This window comes from uncultured Microbulbifer sp., assembly GCF_947489355.1.
In the GTDB taxonomy this organism is placed as follows: Bacteria; Pseudomonadota; Gammaproteobacteria; order Pseudomonadales; family Cellvibrionaceae; genus Microbulbifer.
The window spans coordinates 13,177-36,249 of record NZ_CANLDD010000038.1 but is presented as its reverse complement, the minus strand read 5'-3'; the positions used below and the strand labels follow the sequence as shown (position 1 = coordinate 36,249).

The following is a 23,073-nucleotide window of genomic DNA, read 5'->3' as shown; positions in this document are numbered from 1 at the left end:
CGCTTTGATCACTCTCAGAGTGCTTACTAGGACAAATTTTTTGATCACACCGTTTTATTGGAAATAAATTCAGGGTGTATCACTATGTCCCAGCGCACGGTCTGGAAACAGCAGATCCCGCACACACCGCTTGAGCGCCTTTGCACTGGGAAAGCCGCCATCGCGTTTGCGCTCCCAGATCAAATTTTCGCCAATCCGGATTTCAAATACTCCCCCAGTTCCGGGTTGCAATGCAACCTGCTGAAGGTCATCGGCAAAGGTATAGAGCAATTCCTGGGCCATCCAGGTGGCGCGCAACATCCAGTTGCACTGCACACAGTAATGAATCGTGATGCTCGGTTTCACGGCAATGGCCTCTTTTAGCGACCTATTCGCCCCAGTTCGGTAATAATTTCTGCTCCACGCCCAACTGGTCAAGCAGGCGTGCCACGACGAAGTCGACAATATCCTCAACTGCGCGCGGTCTCTGGTAAAAACCGGGGCTGGCGGGCAGGATCATCGCGCCCATCCGGGTGAGCTTGAGCATATTTTCCAGGTGAATCTCCGAGTAAGGCGCCTCGCGCGGGACCAGGATCAGCTGGCGGCGCTCCTTCAGGGCCACATCCGCGGCGCGCTCGATCAGGTTGTTGGAAGCACCACAGGCAACCGCCGAAAGGGTACCGCCACTGGCCGGACAAATCACCATACTGGCCGGGGCACCAGTGCCGGATGCCACCGGAGAAAACCAGTCGCGCCCGCCAAACAGGGTTAGTTGCCCCGCCTTCGCGCCAAAATAATCGGCGAGAAAACCCTGCAGCGCTGCACCATCGCCTTCGGGGAGTTTCAGGTCAGTTTCGGTATTGATCACCACCCGCGCCGCTTCGGACACCAGCAGCCAGACGCGCACTCTGGCTGCGAGCAGGCACTGCAGCAGGCGCAGACCGTACTGCGCCCCTGAAGCCCCGGTCATGGCCAGAGTGACAGTTTTGTCAAAAGTAGGCTGTTGCAATATCGTGACCCTGATTTACCCTGAGACAGAACTCCCCGAACCCGTTTCCGTGCCGGTAACATTCCTCAGACTGAGCGATGGTATTTCTGTTCCAAAGCACCGATAAGGCGCTGGTGAATACCACCGAAACCACCATTGCTCATCACCACAATATGGCTGCCCTTATCGGCGAGTTTGAGGGCCGATTCGACACCGGTCTCGATACTATCGAAAATCCCGGCAGGCACCGAAGAGTGGCGGGTCACCGCATCCAATGACCAGTCCATTCCCCGGGGTTGGTACCAGAGCACCATATCCGCACCGCTGCAGGCATTCGCCAGTTTGTCCTGGTGCACCCCCATACGCATGGTGTTGGAGCGCAGCTCGATCAGGGCGATGATCCTGTCCCCTCCCACTTTGGCCCGCAGCCCATTGAGGGTGGATTGGATCGCCGTCGGGTGATGGGCAAAATCGTCATACACACGGATTCCGGCCACTTCGCCCAGACACTCCATACGGCGCTTGACTCCCTGGAAACGCCCCAGCGCGGCACTACTCAACTCCGGCACCACCCCCACATGGCGGGCGGCCGCCATGGCGGCGAGGCCGTTGCGCACATTGTGTAATCCGGTGCAATCCCACTCCAACCGCGCCACCTCGGCCCCCTCAAACTGTACGGTGAAACTGCTGCCATCCGCAGCGATATCCACCGCGCGCCAGTCACCCAGGCTAAGACCCTCCTGACCCTCAATGCCAAAGTGCTGAATTTCACTCCAACAGCCCTGCGCCAGCACCTGTTGTACATTTTCCTCGGCGGCGGCAACAATCAGGCCATTGGCCGGCACCGTGCGCACCAGATGGTGGAACTGACGCTGTATCGCCGCCAGGCTGTCAAAGATATCCGCGTGGTCGAATTCCAGGTTGTTGATAATGACCGTGCGCGGGCGGTAGTGCACAAACTTGGAGCGCTTGTCGAAGAAGGCGGTATCGTATTCATCCGCCTCCACGACAAAAAAAGGAGATTCCCCCAGCCGTGCCGACACACCGAAATTACTTGGCACACCGCCGATCAGGAAACCCGGCTGCATATCCGCCACTTCCAGAATCCAGGCCAGCATGCCCGCGGTGGTGGTCTTGCCATGGGTACCGGACACCGCCAACACCCAGCGCCCGCCGAGGCAGTGATCACACAGCCACTGGGCTCCGGAGGTATAGGGCAGTCCCCGCTCCAACACCGCTTCCACCGCGGGATTCCCGCGGGACAGGGCATTGCCTATGATCACCAGGTCGGGCGCCGGCTCCAGTTGCGCTGGATCGTACCCCTCATTGATCTGGATACCCGCCTGCTGTAATTGAGTGCTCATCGGCGGGTAGATATTGGCATCGCTGCCTGTCACCCGGTGCCCCTCAGCCACGGCCAACTGGGCCAGGCTTCCCATAAAGGTGCCGCAAATACCTAGAATGTGGATATGCATGGCGGAAACCTGTACTCCCGATAGTTGCGGCGCAAGCTTAACACGACAAAACAGGCCAGTAATTGCCAAATACTCCGCTCGCCATGCATTCTACGCGCTATTCCATTAGACTCCGCTCCCGCACTGGTCGGCCCCACCATCTTTTAGCGGGTAGAAATTTTTCGGCAATGGCCGACAGCCGGCACAAGTCCCGGCAATCCCCGCCCGCCACGGCAACGAAAGCAGGTGTACGCCGGACAGCCAAACAGAAGCCTTTCCCAAGACCGCGATAGATACAGGATAACCATGTCGAAAAAAAATGCCTTTTATGCACAATCCGGTGGTGTGACCGCTGTGATCAACGCGTCTGCCTGCGGTGTCATCGAAGCCGCGCGTGAAAACCAGGACAAGATTGGCAATGTCTACGCGGGGCTAAACGGCATCCTCGGCGCACTGCGCGAGGAACTGATCGACGTGGGCCGGGAGCGTGCGGAGGATATTGCCGCACTGCGATACACCCCTTCCGGCGCTTTTGGTTCCTGCCGTTACAAACTGAAGAGCCTGGAGGAAAATCGTGCAGAATACGAGCGTCTGATAGAAGTATTCAAAGCGCACGATATCGGTTACTTCTTCTATAACGGCGGCGGTGATTCCGCGGACACCTGCCTGAAAGTGTCCCAATTGTCCGAGACCATGGGCTACCCCATCCAGGCCATCCATATTCCCAAGACCGTAGACAACGACCTTCCCCTGACCGACAACTGCCCCGGCTTCGGCTCTGTGGCCAAATACGTGGCGGTATCCACCCAGGAGGCCGCCATGGATGTGGCCTCCATGTGCGCCACCTCCACGAAAGTCTTTATTCTAGAGGTGATGGGCCGCCACGCGGGCTGGATTGCCGCCGCCGGCGCCCTGGCCCAGGAGCAGGAAGGCGATGCACCCCACATTATCCTGTTCCCGGAAGTGGCCTTCGATAGAGAAAGGTTCCTCGCCAAGGTGCAGGCAACCGTGGACGAGAAAGGCTACTGCGTCATCGTCGCCTCCGAAGGCGTCCAGAACAAAGACGGCACTTTCCTCGCTGATGCCGGCGCCACCGATGCCTTTGGCCACAAGCAGCTCGGCGGCGTAGCGCCGACGCTTGCCGCTATGATCAAGAGCGACTTGGGCCTGAAATACCACTGGGCCCTGGCCGACTACCTGCAGCGCGCTGCGCGCCATATCGCCTCCGCCACCGATGTGGAGCAAGCCTATGCCGTCGGCCGCGCTGCTGTGCAAATGGCAGTTGCTGGCAAAAATGCCATTATGCCGGCCATTATTCGCGCCGAAGGCAGCGAGTACCGCTGGTCTGTCGGGGAGGCACCCTTGTCCGAAGTGGCCAATGTGGAAAAATTCATGCCAAATACGTTTATCAGCGAAGACGGGTTCGGCATTACCCAACAGGGGCGCGACTATCTGTTGCCGCTGATCCAGGGCGAAGACTACCCCCCCTATAAAAACGGAGTCCCCCGGTATGCCAGGTTGAGGAAACATCTGGTAGAAAAAAAACTGGCTGCGAATTTCAAAGCCTGATTTAACAATTGTGAAGTCCAAAGCCTCATTAAACCGGGGGCTTTGGGCACATTGCCTTACAATTTCGCATCCGACCAGACTGCAAACTCATTGCCGCAGGGATCGGTAAAGTGAAAGCGCCTGCCGCCGGGAAAAGAGAAAATAGGTTTTACCACTTTAGCACCGCAGCCCTCCACCTTTCTCAGGGTCTCTTCCAGATGGGTACTGTAAATCACCACCAGCGCACCACCGCTCGCGGTTGAGCTGTGCAAGTTGGCCTGAAAGAAACCCCCATCCAGTCCGGCAGCGGTAAAAGCCGTATATTCGGGACCGTAATCGGTAAATACCCAACCGAAAGCCTCAGCGAAAAATGCCTTGGTTTTTTCCAGGTCGCACGCCGGGAATTCGACATAATTGATTTTTTCGTGTTCGCTCACCCAAACACCTCCTTAATCCGTTAATCACTCGCGGGGCACAGCCTCTCAAGCAACAGGCCCTAAATGCTAAAACCCACTGAGCACCGACCGGCGCCCCGGTAAATTCCATCCAATATACCGGGTATTCCCGGTCTTCAGCTCAGAAGCAGAGCGCACCCCGACAGGATTCTCCTTTGCGGCCTTGACATTGATCATCCGATTCGCAAGCGCTCTTGGGAATATCCGAAGTACTCAGACGACCCCCGAGTGCCTTATGAAGCCTGGCTCCAGAAACCCTGTACCTTTCAAGAGACTGATCCATAAATGGCGCCAGAATTACAATGGACAACAACGCATCTCCACATCGGGCTATCTGACACCCGCCGGGTTTTCCGCAACGATTAGGAAGCATAAATAAGGAACAGTCACAAGAACATGACCAATATCACGGTTGGATTATACTATCGGGTCGGAAGCAAAGAATAGCCTCCTCTCGGGGCACGCCGTGAACACCTCCCTGTACGCCCGTAATCGGCGCCCATGCCTCATACGGTCCCGAGATAAGGATATTCTTCCCTTCGGCCTTGTTAGTAAATGAGGTAGGCCAGATTTTTAGAATAAACTCTTCGCCATTTACGTCTGTGAAAAATTAAATACGTTTAGTTTATTACCATCCAGATCCCTAAAATAGGCCGCATAAAAACCAGGCATTGCTCTAGGCCCAGGTTCACCTTCACAGGTAGCCCCGAGCGCAATGGCTTTCTGGTAAACCAGATCTACTTTTCCCGGACTATCAGCATTCAGGGCCACCATCACACCATTACCTGCAGTTGCAGGCTTGCCATCGTGGGGATTTAAAACCGACAGACTTGCCACACCATATTCTGGCCCCCAAGCCACAAATTCAGGGGTTTCAATAACTCTCTTTGCACCCAATTCCGCTAAAAGATTGTCATAAAAATCAACAGCTTTATTGAAATCATTTGTGCCAAAAGTGATATATCCAATCATCGAAATTTCTCCAAAATTAGAGTTTTCAGCACCTTTGCTTTATTCAACACAGTAAAAGCACCGACTAGCAAACGCTATCATGGGGTAAACAGAGATGCAAAGCACCGGGGAGGATCATACTCACTGTTAATTCGATAATACTTTTAGTAAATTCCCATTGAGCTATGCACTGGATTTTTTGTGTCCGAAATATTTTCGAAACTCGCCCAAGTTTATTTCTCTGCACCTGCTACCAAGCCTTTCACTTCAATAAGTTGCGCAACGGTGGATACCGCACCGCGCTCGTCTTTCACCTTCAAACGCACCAGATAGAAACCCGGTGCATGGAAATGGTGGCTGGGGTTTTGTTGCGTACTGCTCGAACCGTCACCGAAGCGCCACAACCAGCGCACCAGGACACCGTCCGGGTCACTGCTGGTATCGGCGAAAGAGATTGTGTTGCCCTCGGTTTCCCACCTGAATCCCGCCTTGGGCGCCAGGTTAATGGCATCCAGCGCCAGCTCCACAATCACAGGATCGTGGTCCGATGCGCGAAAGGGCCCAGGAGAATACAGACTCTCCAGCTGCAGGTCACTCTTATACTCCGTATTGTAATCCAGTACCCGCGGTTCATCGGCATTGATAGACCAAACCACTGCAGCGGTTACCAGCGGTGCCAGGGCCGCATTGGCGAGGGCGTAGTCGAGATACCCGGACTGGCCATCGTACACATACGAATAAGCCTTACCCTTGCCATACCTCTGCAGCAGATCCGTGTAACCGGCATTCTTCAGGGTGGTGATCGGGTTTTCCCGTGCATAACTGTTGAGGTCACCCAGTACCAATACGCGATCAACGCCGCTGCCGGTTGGATCGCCGTCTATCCAGCGTACCAATGCCTTTGCTGCCTGGGTGCGCAGGGTGTTCCAACAGCCCTGGCCATCGCCCTGGTCATCATTGAAACTGTCATCCCCAGGACAGCGGCCCTTGGACTTGAAATGATTCGCAACAATAATAAGACGCTCCCCGGAGGAAAGCTCGACAAAGGGTTGCAGCAGTGGCGGACGATTGCCAGCGTCAAACGGGTAATCCTCTATTGTCGCCGCACTGCCCAGCGGCATCACCCGGTCGCTGCGATAAATCATACCCACACTGATGTCGTCATCACCGAGCCGGATGAGACCCGGATCGATAAACTGGTAGCGCTGATGCCCACTTGCGTTGTTGAGCCCCCTAATCAGATCCTGGATCGCACTGTCCCTGTCGTAACCATCGTTTTCCAGCTCCATCAAGCCCACAATATCCGCTTCCATTCGCAGGATCGCGGCAATAATTTTATCCCGCTGGCGCTGGAACTCCCTCGGGGTATCCGCACCGCGCTCGGTGGGGAAGCCACCTCCAATGCCATCGCCATTGAAATAATTCAACAGGTTAAAACTGGCGATACGCAAACTGCCCTGGCCGGGCAGAATGGGCGTTTTATCGCGCCCATTCGCCGGGGTGAATTGCGGCACTTCAACCGGGTGTACACGGTAGGCCCCAAACCCATAGGCCATGACGCCACTGAGCCGTTGCAGGGTATCACCACTGCGCAGCGTGTTGTCAGCGCTAAGGCCCGGCGCCGGGTAGGGCAGCACCTCGGGGTTCTGCACGGCGGCGCCGTCATCCAGCACAATCCGGTTCAACTGGTTGGCCGCCGCCTGTGCCGCGGCCGCTGCACCCGGTGCATTGTTGTGGGTGGGAATATATAGGCGATCTTTGGAGAGAATCACCTCGCCATAACGGCCCAGGTTGTAGTGGCCGCTCACTGTCAGGGTCTGGGGGAATGTCACCAGCATCCCTTCAAGCTGCTCCTGCGCCTGGATGGAGCCAAACGGCAACTGTACGCCCTCAGCGGTTACCTTATACCCACCGCCACAAATAGTGACGCCATAAACTTGCGTGAGCTCGGTAAAGCCATAGAACTCATCAACGATACCCCCCACACGCACCAAATCACCTGCCTGCACCGCCACGGCGAAGGCATTGTCGTAGATAAACAGACCCTCAGAGGTGTTGCTTAGCCCGTCCTGATCGCTGTCCTCTTCCTGCAGGAAGAAGCCGGCAAGACCGGTAATGGGGTCCTGGAAATCCCCTGTAACCACCGCTTCAATCTCGTGGCGCTCACCCTGCAGGACACTGGCAAAGCCGGGGCCCTGTACCTGGCTGATCAATGTGGCGGCTTCGCCGCAGACACTCAGGACAGGACCGGCAATGTCGCGCTCATCCGTATTTTGCCAATCCGGCTTTTCAGAATAAGCCGGGGCGGTGCCAACCCGATCCAGCGACAAGTCACTGGGGCCGGTATCCCCGTAGATTGCCAGGGCCCTGCCACCGTCATTGAGCGCGGATAGCTGCGCAGGGGCCTCCTGAGCCGACAGCAGCGCACCCACCAGGGCCGCTGCCGGAACCAAGTCCAGTGTCTGCATCGCCTTTTCCTGTTGACACAAATGGAGTAAACGGCGCAAACAATTGCAGGGAATTCCTTAATCCTGATGACAAAACCGTGAATTTTCGGTTTCACCGCTACCGTACCTCGACAAAAGCACGCCTAGCTAACCCGGCGACCCACAAGCGATCCCATAACCTTGTGGATTGACACTGCGGGAATACTGCCAAAACGCCATCGCACCGCTTGTCTTTCACCGGCTGACTAGCACCCACAGCACTGCCCAAGATCAGGACCCTTTTGGCGCAATTTTAATCTTTTCGGATATACTCTCTTACAGCCCGCGCTGATCCCGATACCCCGGTCTAAGTGGCATTTCTCAAAAACTGCCAGCAGCGCTTGGAGCCAGTGGCTTCCCCGCAAGGCCGACGCTCACGGTTCGGGCACCAAGCGCCCAGCCGGGCATCCGGAAAGCGGGTCGGGGGCATGACTAAAAATACATATAAAACAAAGCGTTATATTGCAATCAGTCACTTTTTCCAGAGGTGCCGACCACGGCCCTGCCTCCTCCCCCTCGGGGGAGGATGTGATGGGTTGTCGCGAAGCCTAGGATGCGACTCATCACCATAACGATAATTCCGGGAGAAGATGATGCGTCTATCCAACAAAAGCTCAGGGGGTTTTCGGCCCACGTTGCTGTCCATCGCCATTGCGGCTACCGCCAGTATGCCCCTGACAGCGCTCGCAGCGGACGAGGAGGCCGCTAGCGCAACCATTGAAGAGGTCACTGTGACCGGTTTCCGCAAGAGTGTGATGGATTCCATCGGCACCAAGCGCGATGCCAAGGCTGTGGTGGAAGCCATCTCTGCCGAAGATATCGGCAAGCTGCCCGATTCCTCCATTGCAGAAGCCATTGCCCGCCTGCCCGGCCTCGCGGCCCAGCGCCTGGACGGCCGCGCCAGCCGCGTGTCCATCCGCGGCTTTGGTGAAAACGAGAGTGCCACCACCTTTAACGGTCGCGAGCAGGTCTCCATAGGTGACAATCGCGGTGTCGAATTCGATCTCTACCCGTCCGAGATCATGAGCGGTGTGACCGTCTACAAGACACCCCAGGCCAGCATCGAAGCCGAGGGTATTGCCGGGGTGATTGACCTGCAGACCGTCAAGCCCTTATCACGCAACGAACGCGTGATTCAGCTCAATGGCCAGTTCGAAATGACCGGCTTCGACAAACTGAACCCGGATGGCGAGGACCAGGGCCAGCGCGCCACCTTCTCCTATATCGACCAGTTTGCCGACGACCGCATCGGCGTGGCCTTCGCTTACAACACCATGCGTTCTCCCAATCAGGAAGAGCGCTGGAATGCCTGGGGTTATCCTGAAATTTTCGTTGATGACCAGGGTAATTATCATAACTGGCCGGGTGACGAGGATAATCGGAACAGTGATGGCTCTCCCTGGGAATCCACGGGCGGCAGTATGCTGGGTGGCGCCAAGCCCTTTGTACGCTCCTCGGTACTGGAACGCGACAGCGCAATGCTGGTGGTGGAGGTTCAGGCAAACGAAAAGCTGCATACCACTTTTGATGCTCTGTATGTCGATTTTTCCGATGAAAAAATCCTGCGCGGAATTGAGGTACCGTTCGCTTGGGGACAGGGCTCCTTTATCCCAGGCGAATTGGATGTAAATTCGGGCTTCTTCACCAACGGTGTTACCGAAGGCCAACGCGTGGTGGTGCGCAATGATATGGAAATCCGGGATGCCAAGCTGAGCGCCTTCGGCTTCAACGCCCAATACGATCTTAACGATGCGCTGCAGCTGGAGTTTGACGCTAGCCATTCCAATGTGGCGCGGGATATCTGGAGCTTCGAAAGCTATGCGGGTACCGGCCGCGGCGACAGTGAGGGTGTAGCCGACAATCTGGGCTATGCCTTTAACTCCGGCAATACTGGCGCCACGTTTAACCACGGACTCGACTACAGCGACTTTGGCTTGATCAAGCTGGGCGGCCCTTTGAGCTGGGGAGCGAGTACCGCGCTGAATAACAAGTATGGCCTCGAAGACGGGGATCAATATTTCAACGCCGCCCAAGACGGCTTTATTAACGCTCCGGAAATTGATGACGAGCTAACTTCACTAAAGCTGGCCGCCACGCAGATGGTGGAAGCCGGTATCGTCAATGAAATCCGCTATGGGGTTTCCTACCGCGAGCGTGAGAAAATCAAGCGGTCCCAAGGCTTCTATATGACGTTGCGGGATTTCCCGCAGGTGCTGGAAGTACCGGAGCAATACCGCCTGGGTACGGTTTCTTTGGACTTTATCGGTATGGGCGACATGATCGCCTACGATTCCGCTGGCCTGCTGGCGGATGGCTACTATGAACTGACCGACGAAGCCCTGACCGGTATCCAGCATCTGACCAAGTCCTACAATATCAACGAACAGGTCACCGCCGCCTTTGTCCAGGCGGATTTCGATACCGAAATCGCAGGTATGCCACTGACCGGTAACATTGGTATGCGCTATGTCTACACAGAACAGCAATCCAAAGGATTTTCCGGACAAGTGGTAAATGAGTTGGTTGAGGCGGTGCCAATTGATGTAGACCATGACTATAGCCACTGGTTGCCGAGCCTGAATCTGGCGCTGGCGCTTGATGATCAGCAAACCCTGCGCTTTGGTGCGGCCAAGACCATCTCCCGTGCGCGCATGGACGAGATGAATTCCTCTGTCCATATCGAAACTCTCACAACACAAGATGATAATGGCAATTTCTTCAAGATCGTCGGCGGTAACCCGTACCTGGAGCCGAAAGAGGCACTGGGTGTGGATCTTTCCTACGATAACTACTTTAGTGATGAAGGCTACTTCTCTGTGGCGGTGTTCTGGAAAGACATCGACAACTGGCATTTTGATGACAATTATGAAGTTGATTTGTTCGAAACCATCGGGCTAGGTGCAGAACTGGTGCCAGAGGGTATAGAGTCCACAGCCACCCGTTCCAGCAAGGTCAATGGTGGTGGCGGATCACTGGCCGGTCTTGAGCTGTCTGTGGCTTTGCCGTTTAATATTTTTGCCAAGAGTCTGGATGGCTTTGGTGTGCTCGCCAGCCACACTAGCCTCAAGTCCAACTTTGAGGACTTAAACGGCAATGACTACCAGTTGCCAGGTCTGTCCGAGAGTATTCAGACCATGACCGCTTACTATGAAAACTACGGCTTTTCCGCCCGTGTGAGTATGCGCAAACGCGACGACTTCAAGGGTGAGGTCTACGGTATCGGCTTCGATAGCCAACAAGTGGACGTGGTGGGCGAAACCCTCGTCGATGCACAAATCGGTTACGATTTTGCCGAGGCCGGTATCGGTGCTCTGGAAGGTCTGTCAGTATTCCTGCAGGGGCAGAACCTGACCAATGAGCCCTTCACTACCCTGAGTGGCGACAACCCACTGCAGGTACGCGACTACCAGAACTACGGCAGAATCTATCTGCTGGGCTTCAGTTACGCGCTTTAGATCTCCAGTTGCTCTCACAGGTATTGGGCCCTTGTGATCCTGTATTGCAAGGGCTTTTTTTTTTGCGCTTTTTATCGGGAGTAGCCATTGAACGACGACACTATCCGCAAGCTCGTCATTCTCGGAGGGGGCACCGCCGGCTGGATGACCGCGGCCCTGGCGGCCAGGGTGCTGGGTAAGGTGATCGATATCACACTGGTGGAATCGGAAAAGATCGGTACCGTCGGCGTCGGTGAAGCCACCATCCCGCCAATCAGCCACTTTAACCAGGCCCTGGGGTTGGATGAGCAGGCATTTCTGAAGGCCACCAAGGCCACCATCAAACTGGGCATCCAGTTTGAAAACTGGCTGCAACAGGGCAGCCGTTATATGCACGCCTTTGGCACTATCGGCAAACATTTGCCGTTTTGTGATTTCCACCACCTCTGGCTAAGAAGCCGTCACGATGGCGACACCTCGAGCCTGTGGGAGTACTCCCTGAATTACCAGGCTGCCATGCGCAATAAATTCGCCCCTTTGGCACAGATTGCAGGCACCAATCTGCCCGGCTTGTCCTACGCCTATCATTTCGACGCGGCACTCTATGCCCAATTCCTGCGCCGATACAGTGAGGACAATGGCGTAAAGCGTATCGAGGGCACGGTACGGGAGGTAAAAGTTCAAGCAGACAGCGGCTTTATTGACCGCCTACTGTTGGAGAGCGGCCAGACGGTTGGCGGCGACCTGTTTATCGACTGCACCGGCCTCTCTGCCCTGCTGATAGAAAAAACCCTGAACACAGGGTTTGAGGACTGGTCTCACTGGTTGCCCTGCGACCGGGCCATGGCCGTGCCCAGCGTTGCGGAAAAACCCATAGTGCTCTATACCCGCGCCATCGCCCACAAGGCCGGCTGGCAGTGGCGCATCCCCCTGCGACACCGTACCGGTAACGGCATGGTGTATTCCAGCCGCTACTGGAGCGATGCGCAGGCCCGCGATACGCTGATGCAGAACCTGGGTACTGAAGCCCTGTCGGAGCCCAAGATCATCCGCTTCCAAACCGGGCGCAGACGCGCGCAGTGGAACAAAAACGTGATCAGTATCGGCCTGTCGAGTGGCTTTCTGGAGCCTCTTGAATCCACCAGTATCCACCTGATCCAGTCCGCGGCCACCCGCCTGATCAAAACCTTTCCCCACCGCGGCATCAGACCCTGCGAGGTGGCGGAATTCAATCGCCAGTCGCAGGTGGAAATAGAGCGCATCCGCGATTTTATCATCCTGCATTACAAAGCCAACCAACGCCGCGACAGCCCATTCTGGCAAGCCTGTGAAAGCATGCAAATCCCTTCCGGCCTGAGCGACAAGATCGCCCTGTTCCGCACCACCGGCAAGCTATTCCGGGATACCAATGACCTGTTTGCGGAAGAGGCCTGGCAGCAGGTTATGATCGGGCAGGGCCTTCTGCCCGGAGATCACCATATCATCGCGAGCGCCCTGTCACAGCCACAACTGCAGGATCTGATGGCAAACCTGAAAACGCTGATCAACGGCACTGTAAACCGCCTGCCCAGCCATGAGCAGTTTTTGCCCGATGATAGGGAATGAGGCGCTTTGGAAATACACCAGCTACAAATACCTTACGGGCGGCAAAGGTCTATTCCCCGGCCCCCTCTCGGCACTCTCCGCGCACTTCACCGCCGTATTTGGAAACTGTGCGCTCTATTTCAAAATACCCCTGCTTGCAGAAGCCCACTTCGGCAAGTTTTCGCGCCAAAGCCTGCTCAAAATAGGCGATATCGCGGCGGCTGGCACTTGCGTCAATACCCACAGGCGCGCGTTGCATGCGCCGTTGGGCGTTGGAGTTCTTCAGCACCGGTGCAGGGAATGACTCGTTTTCTCTCTCCAGGGTAAAAATAAAGCGCTTGGCACCATTGGCTGCAACTTCAGTGTGCAAGGATTCCTTCATTCCAGGCATGGGCCCGTCGCTGGCACAGGCGGCCACAAGCAGTGGGAATAGCCAAAAACTCCGCAGCCGCGGCGGAAAAAGTATACCGATACATTTTTTATAAACAGCCAAAATACGCCCCCTGGTCTCTATTTATTCTCAATGTGCAGTGAAAAACCACCCCGGTGATCCCATCCGCCAGCTTACCCGCCGGCTATTTGAATACCACCGTTTTATTGCCGTGGATAAACACCCGCTCCTGCAACACCATGAGCAGGGCCCGGGACAATACCAGCTTTTCCACATCGCGGCCGGCCTCCGCCATGGACGCGGCGGAGTGAGCATGGTCCACATGAATCACGTCCTGCTCAATGATCGGCCCCTCATCCAGGTCTTCGGTAATAAAGTGCGCGGTGGCACCGATAATTTTTACCCCGCGCTCATAGGCCTGCTGGTAGGGCCTGGCACCGATAAAAGCGGGCAGGAAGGAGTGGTGGATATTGATCATTCGCCCACTGTAGCGGGCCACAAAATCGGGGGTGAGTATTCGCATATACTTGGCGAGTATCAGGTAATCCGGTCTGTACTCGTCCACCAGCGCTGCCACCTGCTGTTCGTGCTCGCTGCGCGTCAGTCCGTTGACCGGCACACAGTGAAAGGGAATATCAAACTTCTGTACCAGCCCGGCAAGATCCGGATGATTGCCAATCACCGCAGCGATTTCCACATCCATTGCGCCGGAGTAGCACTGCATCAGAATATCCCCCAGGCAGTGAGGCTCGCGGGTGACCATCAGCACCAGGCGCTTGCGCCCGGCGGATACCAGGCGCCGCTCCGCCCCCTGGGGCAGGGCCATATCCAGGTCTTCCAGGAAGGTGGACTCATTGAAGATGCCCTCCAGAACCGTGCGCATAAAGAAGCGGCCCTGCTGCCGGTCCACAAATTCATGGTTTCTGATGATATTGAGCTGGTGCTTGTAGCAGATATTGGTAATCTTCGCGATCAAGCCCTTGTCATCGGGGCAGTCGGTCAGCAGTATCTTCTTTTCCATGGTCAAATTTCAGGCCAACTATCCAGAGCCCAGACTATACACTATGCCGATTGACCAATTCAGCGATCCACTCCGGGGAGAACATGGATAAAAACCTTTACGCCGAGCATATGGCCACCCTGTGCCACCGCTACGATACCATACTGGAGGCCTGCGGCTTTGAGACCCTCAATGTGTTCAGCGGCGCCCCCAGGCTGCAGTTTCTGGATGACAACCCCTACCCCTTCAAGCCCAATCCCCACTTCAAGGCCCTGGTCCCGATCACAGACAATCCACACAGCTGGGTAATCTACCAGCGCGGGCGCAAGCCGAAGCTGCTGTTCTACCGTCCGGTAGACTTCTGGCACTTTGTCCCGCCCGCTCCCCAGGCTTTCTGGAGTGGGTTTTATGATATCGAGCTGCTGGGCAAGCCCGCCGATGCCAAGGCATTCCTTCGTGCGGATAACGCAGCCTTTATTGGTGAAGGCGACAGCCTGCAGGGCTGGCAGCTCGGCAGTGACAACCCGGCGCTGCTGATCAACCGCCTGCACTGGGCGCGCGCCTACAAGACCCCATACGAGATCGCCTGTCTGCGCGAGGCCAACCGCATCGCCCTTGCCGGCCACCGGGCCGCGGAGCAGGCTTACCGCAACGGTGCCAGCGAATTTGAAATTAACCAGGCCTACCTGGGTGCCACGGGCCAGGGCGAGCACCGCATGCCTTATGGCAATATCGTTGCCCTGAATGCGCACGCAGCAATTTTGCATTACAACCACCTCTCTACTGAGCGCCTGCCGAAGTCGGAACTGAGGACTTTCTTGATCGATGCCGGTGCAGACTGCAACGGTTACTGCTCAGATATCACCCGTACGTATACCTACGCCGACAACGCCTTCGCGCAGCTGGTGACAGCCATGGAGGAAAAGCAACTGGAACTGGTGGATGGGCTCAAACCCGGTCTGCCCTACCCGGCTCTGCACGCCCAGTGCCACCTGAAGGTCGGCGAGCTGCTGGCCCGGTTTGGGGTGATCAAGACCTCGGCGGAAGGCGCAGTGGAGTCGGGCCTGACCCGGCCGTTTATGCCCCACGGCCTGGGCCACTTCCTCGGCCTGCAGGTCCACGACGTAGGCGGCCACCAGAGTGGCCCCGATGGCGGTACCACGCCCCCACCGGCGGAGTACCCTTTCCTACGCACCAGTCGCACCATTGAGGAAAACCAGGTATTTACCATTGAGCCTGGGCTCTACTTTATCGACAGCCTGCTGGAGGAGTTAAAGGCTTCACCCCTTGCCACTGAAGTGCATTGGGAAAAGGTGGAGGATTTCCGCCCCTATGGCGGTGTGCGTATTGAGGACAATATTGTGGTGCGCGCTGCGGGTAATGAGAATCTCTCCCGCGAGGACTCTGCCCCATCCTGATTGGGCACAGTGACTGAAGCCATTATAACGCCCACAATTAACCGGCTTGGCGCCAAACAGGAAGCGGGAGCAATTTGGTTACCAACTGCACCCGCCCCGCTTCAATCTCCCGATATGAACACAAGTTCAACGTCTCCAAACCGAAAGTTACAATAAAAACCCAATAATCGGCGGCAGCCCCCACGGAGAGAAGATCCCCTCTCCATACTTCAGAAAATAGCGGCAATCGCAGCCATTGCCAGTTTTTTACTCAGGCCAGTTCGGCACGCACTGCGCGCGCCGCCGCCACCATATTGAGCAGGGATGACCCCACCTCGGCCCAGCTGCGGGTTTTCAGGCCGCAATCCGGATTGACCCAGAGCCGTTCCACCGGTACCACCTGGGCAATTTTCTTCAGGCGCTCCACCAGCTCTTCCCGCTCGGGCACATTGGGGGAGTGAATATCGTAAATCCCCGGTCCGATCTCATTGGGATATCCGCCAGTCTTGTCGGCAAAAGCGCTGAGTAGGCGTAGGTCGGAACGTGCGGACTCGATGGTTATCACATCCGCATCCAGGGACACAATCGCGTCCATAATTGCATTGAAGTTGCTGTAGCACATATGGGTATGGATTTGGGTTTCCGGCTTTACCGCGCTACAGGTATAGCGGAAGCAGCCCACCGCCCAGGCGAAGTAATCTGCGTGCTCGGCCTCTCTCAGCGGCACGCCCTCACGCAGGGCCGGCTCATCGATCTGGATAATGCCGATACCCGCTGCCTCCAGGTCCAGCACCTCCTCACGCAGTGCCTTGGCAATCTGCAGGCAGCTCTCGCTGCGGTGGATATCCTCCCGCGGGAAAGACCAGTTGAGTATTGTAACGGGGCCGGTGAGCATACCCTTCACCGGCTTGCTGGTGAGGCTCTGCGCATAGCGGCTCCACGTTACGGTCATGGCCTGCGGGCGGGAGATATCACCGAAGATAATCGGCGGTTTCACACAGCGGGAGCCGTAGCTCTGTACCCAGCCGTTGCCGGTGTGTACAAATCCAGCCAGTTGTTCGCCGAAATACTCCACCATATCGTTGCGCTCGGCTTCACCATGCACCAACACGTCCAGGCCGAGAATTTCCTGGCGACGAATGGCTTCGGCAATTTCCGCGCGCAGGTGTTCCAGGTAGTCTTCCTCGCTGATCTCTCCGTTGCGATATTGCCGGCGCACCTTGCGCAACAGATCGGTCTGCGGGAAGGAACCGATGGTGGTGGTGGGCAGCAAGGGCAGTTGCCAACGTTTTGCCTGTACCGATGCCCGCTCCAGGTAGCACTGTTCCCGCCAGGTATCCCGCAGTTTTTCTGCAACTGAGTGGGTGCTCTCCCCCTGTTCTGTTCCAGCCTCAGCTACAGCGGCCTCTTCTTGCAGCAACTGTTGCAACTGCGCGAGCTCGGCCAGTTTCTGGCGGCTGTAGGCCAGTTTTTGTTTTTGCGCCTGCGGCAGGGCTGTTTCGGTCTCCAGGTCTACCGGACTGTGCAGCAGGGAACAGCTGGCGGAGAGCCACAGGCAATCCCCCAACTGCTCGGCCAGGGGTTTCAGGGTACGCTGCCACTGGTCCAGGTCCGCACGCCATACGTTGCGCCCGTTGAGCACGCCGGCAGACAGTACTTGCTCCGCACCGACAAGCGCCACTGCCCTATCCAATTCTTCAGGCGCGCGCACGCAATCGATATGCACGCCATCCACCGGCAGCGAAAAGGCCAGGGGCAGGTTTTCCCGCAGTGGGGAAAAGTAGCTTGTCAGCAGTAATTTCGGACTGCCTGCAGCGGCGCTGATCTCCTGGTAAGCGCCGCTGAACGCTGAGCACCACTCGGCAGGCAAATCGAGCCCCAAAATTGGCTCATCCAGCTGCACCCACGCAATACCCAGCTCGCCAAGCTGGGCCAGCAGTTGCGTGTAACTGGGCAGGAGGCTGGGAAGCAGATCCAGGGCATTGTCGACACCCCGCCCCAGCCACAGGTAAGTCAAGGGACCGATGACCACCGGCTTCGCCCTGTGCCCCTGGGCCTGGGCATCACGCACCTCTGCCAGTAACCACCCACTATCCAAGCAAAACGCCTGCTCCGCATCAAATTCCGGCACCAAGTAGTGGTAATTGGTATCGAACCATTTGGTCATGGCACTGGCGGCGACTGGCTGCCCGGAGGGCGCGCGACCCCGCGCCAGGCGAAAATACTGGTCCAGCTTGTTTTCCGCTGCGCCATCGACGAACCGGTCGGCAACCACACCGAACATCAACGAGTGGTTGAGCACTTGGTCGTACCAGGCAAAATCCCCAACTGCCACAAAGTCCAGACCGGCATCACTCTGCGCCTGCCAGTTGGCGCGGCGGATATCAGTGCCCACCTGCAGCAATTGCTGCTGGGAAATATCCCCACGCCAATAAGCCTCCTGGGCTTTTTTCAGCTCGCGATCGGCCCCGATCCGGGGGTAGCCGAGAATATGTGTCTGCGCCATCTCTGTATCTCCAAGTCCATGTCTGTGCGTGGAACAACGCCACATTGGCACCCTCGCCCGCAGCCTTGTCACCGGTGCCAGTGCCAGCCACACCCTCTGCGAGCATCCGGACTTGATTGTGTCAATACAATGTTATTCAATCAATTTCATATTTTTTGCAATAAACATGAATAAATCCAAAGATGATTAAACTGCGCCAATTACGCGCCCTAAGTGCCTTGAGAGATACCGGCAGCCTGGTGCGGGCCGCCGAGCGCCTGCACCTGACCCAGTCGGCCCTATCCCACTTATTCCGGGAGATGGAGGAGCGCCACGACCAGACGCTGTTTGTACGCAAGTCTCGCCCGCTACGCTTTACCAGTGCCGGGCTGCGCCTGTTACAACTGGCCGACGCGATACTGCCACAGGTGGCCTTGGCCCAGCGGGACCTGGCGCGGCTGGCATCCGGCCAGTCGGGCCGTTTGAATATCGCCATTGAGTGCCACAGCTGCTACCAGTGGCTGATGCCGACCCTGAACACCTATCGGGACGGCTGGCCCGAAGTGGAACTGGACCTGTGCAGCGGCTTTCACTTTGCCCCTCTGCCGGCACTGGTACGGAGCGACCTGGACCTGGTGGTTACCGCCAATCCGGATAGGGCACTGAAAGGAATCCACTACCAGCCCCTATTCAGCTTCGAGATGTGCCTGGCACTGAGCCGTAATCACCGGTTGTTGGAGAGTGGTAAACGGCGCTGGGTCGCGCCTGAGGAGCTGGCTGGGGAGGTGCAGATCACCTACCCCGTGGAGCGGGAGCGGCTGGATATCTTCCAGCGCTTCCTCGACCCCGCCGGGGTGGAGCCTGCAGAGGTGCGTACGGCGGAGCTGACGGTTATGATGATGCAGCTGGTGGCGAGCGCGCGCGGTGTCTGTGCCCTACCCGACTGGGCTTTGCACGAATACCTGCAAAAAGGCTTTATTGCCCAATTGCGTCTGGGCGAGAAGGGTCTCTGGAGTACCCTTTACGCCGCTGTGCGGGCGGATATGCTGGATCAGGCCTACATTGCCGACTTTCTGCAGACCGCACGGGATGTTTCTTTTGCCCATTTAAATGGCATCCGCGCAGCCACCTGATCCAACAATTCCCAGCCGACCCAGCCGGATTATCACAGAGCCATAAGAGGAGCCGGTATAGTCATCCACCGGCATGGAAAACCCGAAACCGGCACCGCTTTTTACAGGCAGTACGCATTCCCTGGCGTTATCCCCTGTATCAGCAGTGGGGCCTGATCGCAACGCCCGGCAGCCTATTTCTCCCTGGCGCGCTTGGGTTTGCGCCCCCCTTTGGGCTGACCGCCGGACTTTGCGCTCGCATCACCGAGACGGGAAAGCTTCATGGGCTTTCCCGCTACCCGCACTTTCTTCAAGTGCTGCAATACCTCTTTGGGCATGCCCTCCGGGAGATCGACCGTGGTGTAGTCCGGGTAAATCTCAATACGGCCGATGTATGAACTGTCCAGCTCAACCTCGTTGGCGATTGCACCCACAATGCCGCCCGGACGCACGCCCTGCTCGCGGCCGATTTCGATACGGAAACGCTCCATGCCCTCATCCGGGGGCAGCATCTTGCGATCCTTTTCATAGCCATCCTTCTTGCGGCGGCGACCTTCAAACTCCCCGCCCCCCTCATGCCGCTCCTTGCGGGGCTTGGGCGCTTGTTCCTTGATCAGCAGGGGCTGGTCACCCTGAGCCATAGACGCCAGTGCTGCGGCAACATCCAGCGGGTCCACCTCGTTCTGTGCCAGGTACTCCTCCATCAACTGGCGGTAGGGGGCGAGGTCCGTCTGGCCTTCCAGGGTTGTGGTGATACGCTCGCGGAAGCGCTGCATGCGGGCACTGTTGACCACTTCGGCGCTGGGCAACGCCAACCTCTCAATTGGTTTCTTGGTCGCCTTCTCGATAATCCGCAGCATACGGCGCTCGCGCGGTGCCACAAACAGGATGGCATCACCCTCGCGACCGGCGCGGCCGGTACGGCCAATACGGTGGATATAGGCTTCGGTATCGTAGGGAATGTCATAGTTGATTACATGGCTGATGCGCCTCACATCCAGTCCGCGCGCCGCCACATCCGTGGCCACAACGATATCGAATTTGCCCTTTTTCAGCTTGTCGATCACCGCCTCGCGCAGGTTCTGTGCCATATCCCCGTTCAGTGCCGCACTGGCAAAGCCCCGCGCGGCCAGCTTGTCCGCCAGCTCCACGGTGCTGTTCTTGGTGCGCACAAAGATAATGGTGGCATCCACCGGTTCCGCTTCCAGGATGCGGGTCAGTGCATCCAGCTTGTGCAGGCCGCCCACCGGCCAGTAGCGCTGACGAATAGTCTCCGCGGTTTCGGTCTTGACGCGGATCTTGACCTCAACCGGGTCCTGTAGGTGCTCCCGTGCGATGCGGGCAATTTCCCTGGGCATGGTGGCGGAGAACAACGCAATCTGGCGCGCTTCAGGAATCTGCTCCAGCACCCACTGTACATCGTCGATAAAGCCCATGCGCAGCATCTCATCGGCTTCATCCAGCACCAGGGCGCGCAGGTTGGACAGATTCAGGGAGCCGCGGCGCATATGGTCCATCACCCGGCCGGGTGTACCCACCACCAGTTGCACACCCCGTTTCAACTGCTGCAGCTGCCCGCGGTAATCGGCGCCACCGTAGATGGGCGCCACATGGAAGCCTTTCAAATTAGCAGCGTAAGACTGGCAGGCCTCGGCCACCTGGATAGCCAGTTCGCGGGTCGGTGCCAATATCAGCACTTGGGGGTGGCGATCCTTCAGGTTCAACTGGGAGAGCAGTGGCAGCGCAAAGGCCGCCGTTTTACCAGTGCCGGTTTGCGCCTGGCCCAGCACATCGCGCCCCTCCAGCAGGGAGGGAATAGTCTGCGCCTGAATCGGTGACGGCGTTTCGTAGCCGAGCTTTTCAATGGCATTGAGGATTTCAGGCGGAAGGCCCAGCTGGCTAAAGCCAACCGGTTGAGGAATATCGGTCATTTCGGGAGTCACTTGAGGCCAAAGTTCCTGTCGTGGAACTGGGGCGCAGGATAAAAGGTCGGGCAGTCTAACAGGTTAAACCGCAAAGAACAGCCTGTTTTTTGATCAAAACTTGCCCCCTGGTACAGAACCCGGAGCAAGTGCCTTGCTAGCCAAAAGTGCGGGGTTTTCGAGGGGGTATTACCTTGAGGCTAAGTAAAGCACCCCCGTTCAGCCTGTGTTTGTACTGCCAACTTCAAACGGCGTATCTTTAGATCTACTGTTCACGATCTGCTGCAAGCACTCGCCAACCTCTTCAATGGTCGCATTGATTCCCTTGAAAAAGCTGCCATCCAATTGGGTTTGCTCGTACAAATAGGTGTGGAAACGCTGGAATAGCTTGTAATCAACGGTAGCAGGGGCCTTCCAAAAACTGGAAAGTGAACCCTGGTGCGTCAAGCCCCGCATATCGTAGAGCGCGCGCCCCAATACCTTGGTTGGAACCCTGTGCAGAAGCGCTGAAATGCCCACGGTACTATTGATGGTCACAACTCCCCTGGCGTGATCCAGCAGGGTGGGTAGATGTAGGTCATGGCAATAAATGACTCGGTCAGAGAGCTTGTAGCGCGCCCCCAAGGCATCAACCAGCTCCTGGTAGTGACAAAAACCGCGATCCATCGGGTGGTGCTTGAGCACAAGTACCGTATTTGCCGGGGCATGCCGGGCAAAGGATTCCAATACTGCATCGATTGCGTTTTCCATAGAGAGCAGGTCCGAGTGCTCGCGCAGTTGGAAATCATCACGGGTTTGCAAAGGAAACAGGAAAAACTTTCGGCTGAAGTCCGTCGTCAATTTAGAGGTTAAGAAACGCTGGGTAGTCCGGTAAAGCCCCTTTCGGAAAAAGCTCCTGATCCAACAGGCCCCTTCTGCTTTCCAATCGCGGCTTCGATGATGCTGATAGTGTGGATACCTGGACTTGGCAAAGCGCATTGCCAGGTAATAACCTATGGCAAAACAGGCCCGTTGAGAGAAAGTCCTCCCTACGGGTGCCCCGGGTTGACGCCCGCAGCCCTGGTAACGGTCAATGGTTTCACGGGACCAGTCTGTAGGGGAAAAGGCGTTTACACCGCCCCACTCAAAAGTCACAAAATCCGGGCGTAGATAACCCTCTTCAAAAACACCAAAAGGTATATCCAGAGACTCGCAGACTGCTCGGGCCATGGCGTGCAAGGGCCGGCAGTCACCATAGACAAATACCGCTTTTGCACCATGCTTCAGTAAATAGCGACGAAAAAATAGAGGCCAGTCGTGTTCACAACCGCTGAAGTCGACCTGGGAATCTGCCCAGCCAAAAAAACGATCACCGCCGTTAAAATTGATCTTGTGGGTAATGACACCCCGCTGGGACAGCCGCTTTGCCAACTCGGCAAAGAATGGGCCATGGGGCCCCTGTAAAAACACTGCCACAGACATGAATTCCCCTACCCAAGAAAAACCACAACATACAACAATCTGCCACAGTACAAATAGTCAATACCAGCGGCCAGGCAAATCCCCCTTCAAGTTATAGTTGGGTAGATTTTGCCTGTTTTTGCCACTCTCAAACTACTGCTAGTTTGAGAGTGCTTCAAAAACGAGCCGCGTATTGCAACATTAACGGTCGTAAATGTCTATATACAGGGTAATTATTTCCATTTCGGCCTTTCCCAAGCATTCTATATGTCGGCCAATGATAAATCCTCCTCCCTGTGTGCCTGCAATCAAGGAATCCCTTCACAAATAATAGATTTTCCAGGTTAATCAAAGTGCGCGGATTGATTCTTATTTACTACCTAGGCGGCTGCAAAGGATACAGTCGCCTCTTGGAAAAATGACTTCACCAGCCTTTTATTCTTCTTG

16 protein-coding genes are annotated in these 23,073 nt (G+C 56.6%); 5 read left to right on the top strand and 11 right to left on the bottom strand.

What is annotated here, in order from left to right; translation table 11 throughout:
- Positions 1-69 precede the first annotated feature (69 nt).
- The 3 genes from Q1A48_RS14575 to mpl form a co-directional block, all read right to left on the bottom strand.
- A complete protein-coding gene (locus Q1A48_RS14575; protein WP_366523422.1) occupies positions 70-345 on the bottom strand; it encodes a SelT/SelW/SelH family protein in 276 nt (91 codons plus the stop codon).
- Between the two features lie 22 nt (positions 346-367).
- A complete protein-coding gene (locus tag Q1A48_RS14570) occupies positions 368-988 on the bottom strand; it encodes a flavin prenyltransferase UbiX (RefSeq protein ID WP_299946252.1) in 621 nt (206 codons plus the stop codon).
- 65 nt (positions 989-1,053) lie between these two features.
- Positions 1,054-2,442, bottom strand: a complete 1,389-nt coding sequence (gene mpl / locus Q1A48_RS14565; protein WP_299946249.1) for a UDP-N-acetylmuramate:L-alanyl-gamma-D-glutamyl-meso-diaminopimelate ligase — start codon at positions 2,440-2,442, stop codon at positions 1,054-1,056.
- 285 nt (positions 2,443-2,727) lie between these two features.
- On the opposite strand from mpl, the gene Q1A48_RS14560 reads away from it, so the two are divergent.
- Entirely contained in the window at positions 2,728-3,990 is a 1,263-nt protein-coding gene (locus tag Q1A48_RS14560) for a 6-phosphofructokinase (protein ID WP_299946246.1), read from the top strand.
- Between the two features lie 56 nt (positions 3,991-4,046).
- On the opposite strand, the gene Q1A48_RS14555 is transcribed toward Q1A48_RS14560, so the two are convergent.
- The 3 genes from Q1A48_RS14555 to Q1A48_RS14545 form a co-directional block, all read right to left on the bottom strand.
- Positions 4,047-4,406: a VOC family protein gene (locus Q1A48_RS14555; protein ID WP_299946244.1), complete on the bottom strand. Its 360-nt coding sequence runs from the start codon at positions 4,404-4,406 to the stop codon at positions 4,047-4,049.
- 612 nt (positions 4,407-5,018) lie between these two features.
- The gene (locus tag Q1A48_RS14550; protein WP_299946242.1) at positions 5,019-5,396 is read right to left on the bottom strand and encodes a VOC family protein; all 378 of its coding nucleotides are present in this window, start codon (positions 5,394-5,396) and stop codon (positions 5,019-5,021) included.
- A 212-nt stretch (positions 5,397-5,608) separates the two neighbouring features.
- Positions 5,609-7,843 carry an ExeM/NucH family extracellular endonuclease gene (locus tag Q1A48_RS14545; protein WP_299946239.1) on the bottom strand — a complete coding sequence of 745 codons (2,235 nt, stop codon included), beginning with the start codon at positions 7,841-7,843 and terminating at the stop codon, positions 5,609-5,611.
- A gap of 611 nt (positions 7,844-8,454) precedes the next feature.
- Here Q1A48_RS14545 and Q1A48_RS14540 point away from each other — a divergent pair.
- Both Q1A48_RS14540 and Q1A48_RS14535 read left to right on the top strand, forming a co-directional pair.
- Positions 8,455-11,316, top strand: coding sequence for a TonB-dependent receptor (locus Q1A48_RS14540; protein ID WP_299946237.1), 2,862 nt, complete (start codon positions 8,455-8,457; stop codon positions 11,314-11,316).
- Positions 11,317-11,403: 87 nt separating this feature from the next.
- The gene (locus tag Q1A48_RS14535) at positions 11,404-12,900 is read left to right on the top strand and encodes a tryptophan halogenase family protein (protein ID WP_299946235.1); all 1,497 of its coding nucleotides are present in this window, start codon (positions 11,404-11,406) and stop codon (positions 12,898-12,900) included.
- Between the two features lie 49 nt (positions 12,901-12,949).
- Here the strand turns inward: Q1A48_RS14535 and Q1A48_RS14530 are convergent, their stop codons facing one another.
- Together Q1A48_RS14530 and purU are read right to left on the bottom strand one after the other, a co-directional pair.
- On the bottom strand, positions 12,950-13,249 hold the full coding sequence (locus Q1A48_RS14530) for a hypothetical protein (RefSeq protein WP_299946233.1): 300 nt from the start codon (positions 13,247-13,249) through the stop codon (positions 12,950-12,952).
- Positions 13,250-13,454: 205 nt separating this feature from the next.
- Complete coding sequence (purU, locus tag Q1A48_RS14525; protein ID WP_299946231.1) at positions 13,455-14,291, bottom strand: formyltetrahydrofolate deformylase; 837 nt, start codon at positions 14,289-14,291, stop codon at positions 13,455-13,457.
- An 83-nt stretch (positions 14,292-14,374) separates the two neighbouring features.
- Here purU and pepQ point away from each other — a divergent pair, with 83 nt between their 5' ends.
- Positions 14,375-15,688, top strand: a complete 1,314-nt coding sequence (gene pepQ / locus Q1A48_RS14520) for a Xaa-Pro dipeptidase (RefSeq protein ID WP_299946230.1) — start codon at positions 14,375-14,377, stop codon at positions 15,686-15,688.
- A 250-nt stretch (positions 15,689-15,938) separates the two neighbouring features.
- Here the strand turns inward: pepQ and metE are convergent, their stop codons facing one another.
- Positions 15,939-18,173, bottom strand: coding sequence for a 5-methyltetrahydropteroyltriglutamate--homocysteine S-methyltransferase (gene metE, locus Q1A48_RS14515; protein WP_299946228.1), 2,235 nt, complete (start codon positions 18,171-18,173; stop codon positions 15,939-15,941).
- 182 nt (positions 18,174-18,355) lie between these two features.
- On the opposite strand from metE, the gene Q1A48_RS14510 reads away from it, so the two are divergent.
- A complete protein-coding gene (locus tag Q1A48_RS14510) occupies positions 18,356-19,285 on the top strand; it encodes a LysR family transcriptional regulator (RefSeq protein WP_299946225.1) in 930 nt (309 codons plus the stop codon).
- Positions 19,286-19,458: 173 nt separating this feature from the next.
- On the opposite strand, the gene Q1A48_RS14505 is transcribed toward Q1A48_RS14510, so the two are convergent.
- Both Q1A48_RS14505 and Q1A48_RS14500 read right to left on the bottom strand, forming a co-directional pair.
- Positions 19,459-21,195, bottom strand: coding sequence for a DEAD/DEAH box helicase (locus Q1A48_RS14505; RefSeq protein ID WP_299946222.1), 1,737 nt, complete (start codon positions 21,193-21,195; stop codon positions 19,459-19,461).
- 210 nt (positions 21,196-21,405) lie between these two features.
- On the bottom strand, positions 21,406-22,647 hold the full coding sequence (locus tag Q1A48_RS14500) for a capsular biosynthesis protein (protein WP_299946220.1): 1,242 nt from the start codon (positions 22,645-22,647) through the stop codon (positions 21,406-21,408).
- Positions 22,648-23,073: the final 426 nt, after the last annotated feature.

What these genes read in the sequence shown, in the direction of transcription:
- purU (WP_299946231.1), bottom strand. Translation starts at nt 14,291, where the DNA reads ATGGAAAAGAAGATACTGCTGACCGACTGCCCCGATGACAAGGGCTTG.
- Q1A48_RS14510 (WP_299946225.1), top strand. Translation starts at nt 18,356, where the DNA reads ATGATTAAACTGCGCCAATTACGCGCCCTAAGTGCCTTGAGAGATACC.
- metE (WP_299946228.1), bottom strand. Translation starts at nt 18,173, where the DNA reads ATGGCGCAGACACATATTCTCGGCTACCCCCGGATCGGGGCCGATCGC.
- pepQ (WP_299946230.1), top strand. Translation starts at nt 14,375, where the DNA reads ATGGATAAAAACCTTTACGCCGAGCATATGGCCACCCTGTGCCACCGC.
- Q1A48_RS14500 (WP_299946220.1), bottom strand. Translation starts at nt 22,647, where the DNA reads ATGTCTGTGGCAGTGTTTTTACAGGGGCCCCATGGCCCATTCTTTGCC.
- Q1A48_RS14545 (WP_299946239.1), bottom strand. Translation starts at nt 7,843, where the DNA reads ATGCAGACACTGGACTTGGTTCCGGCAGCGGCCCTGGTGGGTGCGCTG.
- Q1A48_RS14540 (WP_299946237.1), top strand. Translation starts at nt 8,455, where the DNA reads ATGCGTCTATCCAACAAAAGCTCAGGGGGTTTTCGGCCCACGTTGCTG.
- Q1A48_RS14560 (WP_299946246.1), top strand. Translation starts at nt 2,728, where the DNA reads ATGTCGAAAAAAAATGCCTTTTATGCACAATCCGGTGGTGTGACCGCT.
- mpl (WP_299946249.1), bottom strand. Translation starts at nt 2,442, where the DNA reads ATGCATATCCACATTCTAGGTATTTGCGGCACCTTTATGGGAAGCCTG.
- Q1A48_RS14505 (WP_299946222.1), bottom strand. Translation starts at nt 21,195, where the DNA reads ATGACCGATATTCCTCAACCGGTTGGCTTTAGCCAGCTGGGCCTTCCG.
- Q1A48_RS14550 (WP_299946242.1), bottom strand. Translation starts at nt 5,396, where the DNA reads ATGATTGGATATATCACTTTTGGCACAAATGATTTCAATAAAGCTGTT.